We start from the raw sequence: 5,085 nt of genomic DNA on the forward strand, positions 1-5,085 counted from the left end.
AGGGCCCGCCAGCGTGCCGGGGCGTGCCTGGCGGGCCAGTGCCTACTCTACACGCCCGCCCGCCGTTCGGTGCGCGCCAGCGCGCTCGTGGCGCTGCCAACGGCCCCCCTCGCGCCGCTCATGGGGCAGGAACTGGGCCTTGTAGGCCATCTTCGGGCTCTGGGCGATCCAGTACCCAAGGTACAGGTGCGGCAGGTCCAGGATGCGTGCCTGCTCGATCTGCCAGAGCACGTTGTAGGTGCCGTAGCTCGTCCGCGCCTCCGGCTCGTAGAAGGTGTAGACCGCCGACAGCCCGTTCTCCAGCACGTCCAGGATCGAGACCATCTTCAGGGCGCCCTGTTCCTCGCCGGGCGCGGGCGGCTCGCGAAATTCCACCAGGCGCGAATTGACGCGGCTTTGCAGCAGGAACTGCGTGTACTGGTCGATGCTGTCCTGGTCCATTCCGCCGCCTGCGTGCCGCGCGCTCTGGTAGCGCAGGTAGAGCTGGTAGTGCTCGGGCACATAGCACAGGCGCAGCACGCGCGCCTGCAGCCCGGCGTGGCGCGTCCAGGCGCGGCGCTGGCTGCGGTCGGGCCGGAACTCATGCACCAGCACGCGCAGCGGCACGCAGGCCTGGCAGCCGTCGCAATGCGGGCGGTAGGTGAACATGCCGCTGCGCCGGAAACCCTGCGCGACCAGTTCCGAATAGACCGTGTTCTGGATCAGGTGGCTGGGCGTGGCGACCTGCGAGCGCGCCTGCCGCTCGGGCAGGTAGCTGCACGGGTAGGGCGCGGTGGCGTAGAACTGCAGGCTCTGCAGCGGGAGGTCGTTGAGTTGCGTCACGCGGCGTTCAGGGAAGACAGACAGGCTCGCACCAGTATAGGCAGCGTTGGCGCTGGCCGCCGTCCGTGCCCGCCTATGCGCCTGGTGGCCTGGCGGGGCTGGCCGCCGGCGCGCCCAGGACGGCCTCCCAGTCCTGCGGCGCGAAGCGCCAGGCGGGCGGCTCCTCGGTGCGGGCTGCCGCGACATGGCAGAGGAACTCCGCCCGCGGCACCTCGCGCGCGCCCAGCGACGCCAGGTGCCGGGTGTTCTGCTGGCAATCGATGAGCTCCACGCCACCGCGCCGTGCGATCGCCACCAAGGCCGCCAGCGCGATCTTGGAGGCATCGGTGGCGTGCGCGAACATGGACTCGCCGAACACCGCGCGCCCGATCGCCACGCAATACAGACCGCCCACGAGGCTGCCATCCACCCAGGTCTCGACGCTGTGGGCGTGGCCCGCGGCGTGCAGGCGCTCGTAGGCCTGCACCATCTCCGGCACGATCCAGGTCCCTGCCTGCCCGGCGCGGGGCGCGCGGGCGCAGGCGCGGATGACGGCCGGGAAGTCGCTGTCGACCCGCAGCTCGCAGCCTTCGGTCGCGCGAAAGCGCTGCAGCGTCTTGCGCAGGGAGCGGTGCAGCCGAAAACCCGCCGTCGGGAGCACCATGCGCGGATCCGGGCTCCACCACAGCACGGGCTGGCCCTCGCTGAACCAGGGAAAGCAGCCCTGCGCGTAGGCTTCCAGCAGGCGCTGCACCGACAGCCCGCCACCTGCGGCCAGCAGGCCGGGCGCAGGTGAATCGCCGGGCCAGGCCTGCTCGGGCGGCGGCAGGGCCTGGGCTTCCGTCAGCCAGGGCAGGGTCCCGTTCATCGGCAGGAGGGAAAGGGGCCGCGTCTCAGATCCCCAGCACCTTGGCCACGTAGTCGGCGTCCTTGTCGCCGCGCCCGGACAGGTTGACCAGGATGTGCTGGTCCCTGGCGAGGGTCGGCGCGGTGCGCATCGCCCAGGCCACCGCGTGCGCGCTCTCCAGCGCCGGGATAATGCCTTCCACGCGCGACAGGCGCATGAATGCGTCCAGCGTTTCCTGGTCGTTGGCCGTCTCGTAGTGCACGCGCCCCGTGTCCTTGAGGTAGCTGTGCTGCGGGCCGATGCCGGGGTAGTCGAGGCCCGAGGCGATGCTGTGCACCGCCGCAGGCACGCCCGGCTGGTCTTCCAGCACGTAGCATTTCATGCCGTGGATCTCGCCCGGCTTGCCCATGGTGAGCGTGGCGGCATGGCGACCGGGCCGGTCGGTGCCCTCGCCGGCGGGCTCCACGCCCACCAGCCGGACCTCGGCGTCGTCCAGGAAGGCGGTGAAGATGCCGATGGCATTGGAGCCGCCGCCCACGCAGGCCGCGACGTACTGCGGCAGGCGGCCGTGCCGGTCCTGGAACTGCTGGCGCGCCTCGCGCCCGACGATGCTCTGGAAATCGCGCACCATCATCGGGAAGGGGTGCGGGCCCACGACCGAGCCGATGGCATAGAGATAGTCCGCCGGGTTGTTCAGGTATTCCTCGAAGGCGCTGTCCACGGCCTCCTTGAGCGTCGCCGCGCCGCGCGTCACCGGCACCAGCCTGGTGCCCAGGATGCGCATCTTGGTGACGTTGGGGTGTTCCTTCTCGATGTCCACTTGGCCCATGTGGATCTCGCAGGGGATGCCCACCAGCGCGCAGGCGGTGGCCAGGGCCACGCCGTGCTGGCCGGCGCCGGTCTCGGCGATGACCTTTTTCTTGCCCATGAACTTGGCCAGCAGCGCCTCGCCCAGGCAGTGGTTGATCTTGTGTGCGCCGGTGTGGTTCAGGTCTTCGCGCTTCAAGTGAATCTGCGCGCCGCCCAGCTGCTCCGACAGGCGCCGGGCATGAAAAATCGGACTCGGCCGGCCCACGTAGTCGGCAAACAGCTGCGCCAATTCATCCTGAAAGTCTTGGCGCTTCGTGATCTCGGCGTAGGCGGCGTTGATGTCGTCCATCGCCTGCTTCAAGTGCGGTGGTACGAGCTGGCCGCCGTAGGGGCCGAAGAAGCCGGCGGCGTCGGGCATGGGAGCGAAAGTGGGCTGTTGGCTCATGGTGGCGAAACGGTAAGGCGACGGTTGACGGAGGGCGGCGTTGCAGAGCGGGCCGTGCCGCAGCTGCCATTGTGTCCCGGAAACAAGGGGCGCTTCGGCCGCGCCGCTCGCGCCCTGAGGCGACGCGTCGCTCAGCCCAGATCGCTGCGCACGATGGCGCGGCTGGACAGGCGCATCGGTTCGGGGAAATGCTGCGCCATCCACGCGGTGGCGCGCCCCTTGAAGCCGACCTTGACCATGAAGCGCCGCCGCGCGATGCCGCGCAGCATCCCCCGGCACGCCGGGCCCACTTCCATGACCCCCGGCATCTCGGCGAGCAGGCGGGTCGTCCGGTGCTCGACCTGCTGCTCGTGTGCCACCATGGGCGTGTGGATCACGCCGGGGCAGCAGACGCATCACGTCGATGCCCAGCGGCAGCAGGTCCAGGTCGAGCGCACGCGCGAGGCCGACCACGCCGAACTTCGATGCCCCGTAGGCCGCATAGCCGAAATTGCCCACCAGCCCGGCCAGCGAGGCCACCAGCACCAGGTGCCCGCCGGGCCGCAGGTGCCGGCGCGGACCCAGTGCGAGGGCGCCAAGCGCAAGGTTGTCCGCCAGCAGGCCGCGCCGGTCCGGGCCGGCCTCGACCAGCGCGACCTGGCAATCCGGGATCTCGCTCAGGCGCGCAGCCACCGGGGCCGCCGCCGATGACGATGAAGTCGAAGGTTTGCATGGCGAAATCCCCTGGTTGGCTCGTTCTCTTGGATGGGGTGCGTTTGTGCCTGCCGGATCCCGGCGGCGTCTCAGCTCGGCTGCCAGGGATCGATCTGCACCAGGCCGTCGATCCCGCTGAAGTCTCGGGTATTGCGGGTGACCAGGGTCGCGTCGGATGCCAGATTGCCGCTCATGGTTGGTCGGCCCCGGATGGCGTGCGGCTGGCGCGGCGGGCCGGGATGGGCAGGTCCGAGGCATCCACGTGCGCGAACCGCTGGCGTATGCGTTCGGCAAAGCTGGTGGGCGCTTCGGGGTCGGCATCGGGGGCGACGGCCTCCCGAAGGATGTTGCGTACTTCCTGCTCCAGCGACCACCCGTGGCGCGCAGCGCGCAGACGCAGGCGGGCCTTGATGTGTTCGTCGAGATTGCGGATGGTGATGCCGGTCATGGTGCACTTGCCTCCGTTGGCTGCGCTGCAGTTATCTTATGGATGAAGCAGATGCATACTGCAACTCAGCTTTTCATCCGCGTCATCACGTCCAATATGCGCTGCGGCATGCCCCGGTAGGGCGGCATGAACAGGTCCAGCGCGCGCCAGGGCCCCTGGCGGAAGACCGGGCGCAGCTTGGAGAACGTCAGGAAGCCTTCGTAGCCGTGGTAGTGCCCCATGCCGCTCATGCCGGTGCCGCCGAAGGGCAGGTCGTGCATGCTCGCCTGCACCAGCGATTCGTTCAGGCCGACGCCGCCCGGCAGGCTCTGGTCGAGGTAGAAGTCCTGCTCGCGCCGGTCGTCGCTGTACAGGTACAGGGCGAGCGGGCGCGGGCGCTCGGCGATGTAGTCCGCGACCTGCTGGTGGTCGCGGTAGGTCAGGATGGGCAGCAGCGGGCCGAAGATCTCGCGCTGCATGAGCTGCATGTCGTCGGTGGCGCCAACCACGGCCTCGAGCGGCATCAGGCGGCGGCCCGTGTCGCCCCGCTGGCCGCCGCACAGGTTGACCAGGCGCGCGCCGCGCTCCAGGGCGTCCTGGCGCAGCTGCTGCAGGCGGTCGTACTGCCGCTGGTCGATGATGGCGGTGTAGTCGCCGTTGGTGATGTCGGGATAACGGCGCGTGGCGACCTTTTCCGCCTCGCGCAGGAAGGCTTCGACCTGGCCCTCGGGCAGGAACACGTAGTCCACCGTGGTGCAGACTTGGCCGGCGTTGATCATCTTGGCCCACAGGATGCGCTCGGCGGCCTTTTTCATGGAATAGCCGGGGGCGCCTGCCGGACGGGCCCTTGCCGGGCCGGGATTCGGTATAAAGGCCAGCGTCCGGGGTTGGTCGGGTCGGCGCGCGCTGCCGGGCCCGCCGCAGCCCCCTACCGATGGAGCAGTTCATGGAGGCCCGCTTGAACCACCACCCCACCACCCCATCCGCCACCGCCTTCCGCGCCGCGCGCGACCACCTGCTCGCCCAGGGCGGCACCGATCCGGCGGCTGCCGCGGCGGCCTT

6 protein-coding genes and 1 pseudogene are annotated in these 5,085 nt (G+C 69.9%); all 7 read right to left on the bottom strand.

From position 1 onward, the window contains the following. Positions 1–42: 42 nt before the first annotated feature. Positions 43–822 carry an arginyltransferase gene (locus A612_RS07690; RefSeq protein WP_019373923.1) on the bottom strand — a complete coding sequence of 260 codons (780 nt, stop codon included), beginning with the start codon at positions 820–822 and terminating at the stop codon, positions 43–45. A gap of 73 nt (positions 823–895) precedes the next feature. Continuing rightward, entirely contained in the window at positions 896–1,669 is a 774-nt protein-coding gene (gene aat, locus A612_RS07695; protein ID WP_019373924.1) for a leucyl/phenylalanyl-tRNA--protein transferase, read from the bottom strand. Positions 1,670–1,694: 25 nt separating this feature from the next. Continuing rightward, entirely contained in the window at positions 1,695–2,903 is a 1,209-nt protein-coding gene (gene trpB / locus A612_RS17870) for a tryptophan synthase subunit beta (RefSeq protein WP_040436322.1), read from the bottom strand. A gap of 131 nt (positions 2,904–3,034) precedes the next feature. Beyond that, complete coding sequence (locus tag A612_RS17875; RefSeq protein ID WP_170118660.1) at positions 3,035–3,265, bottom strand: hypothetical protein; 231 nt, start codon at positions 3,263–3,265, stop codon at positions 3,035–3,037. A gap of 79 nt (positions 3,266–3,344) precedes the next feature. After that, a pseudogene (locus A612_RS18150) lies at positions 3,345–3,575 on the bottom strand (SDR family NAD(P)-dependent oxidoreductase); the annotation flags it as partial. A 211-nt stretch (positions 3,576–3,786) separates the two neighbouring features. After that, positions 3,787–4,044, bottom strand: coding sequence for a FitA-like ribbon-helix-helix domain-containing protein (locus tag A612_RS07710; protein WP_019373929.1), 258 nt, complete (start codon positions 4,042–4,044; stop codon positions 3,787–3,789). A gap of 65 nt (positions 4,045–4,109) precedes the next feature. Beyond that, positions 4,110–4,838 (bottom strand): aldehyde dehydrogenase family protein, encoded by a 729-nt coding sequence (locus A612_RS07715; RefSeq protein WP_019373930.1) that lies wholly within the window; start codon positions 4,836–4,838, stop codon positions 4,110–4,112. Positions 4,839–5,085: the final 247 nt, after the last annotated feature.

This window comes from Melaminivora alkalimesophila, assembly GCF_000282995.1.
Taxonomy (GTDB): Bacteria; Pseudomonadota; Gammaproteobacteria; order Burkholderiales; family Burkholderiaceae_C; genus Melaminivora; species Melaminivora alkalimesophila.

Excerpts from the sequence above, each read along its gene's own strand:
- aat (WP_019373924.1), bottom strand. The coding sequence starts at position 1,669 with ATGAACGGGACCCTGCCCTGGCTGACGGAAGCCCAGGCCCTGCCGCCG.
- A612_RS07715 (WP_019373930.1), bottom strand. The coding sequence starts at position 4,838 with ATGAAAAAGGCCGCCGAGCGCATCCTGTGGGCCAAGATGATCAACGCC.
- trpB (WP_040436322.1), bottom strand. The coding sequence starts at position 2,903 with ATGAGCCAACAGCCCACTTTCGCTCCCATGCCCGACGCCGCCGGCTTC.
- A612_RS17875 (WP_170118660.1), bottom strand. The coding sequence starts at position 3,265 with ATGGTGGCACACGAGCAGCAGGTCGAGCACCGGACGACCCGCCTGCTC.
- A612_RS07710 (WP_019373929.1), bottom strand. The coding sequence starts at position 4,044 with ATGACCGGCATCACCATCCGCAATCTCGACGAACACATCAAGGCCCGC.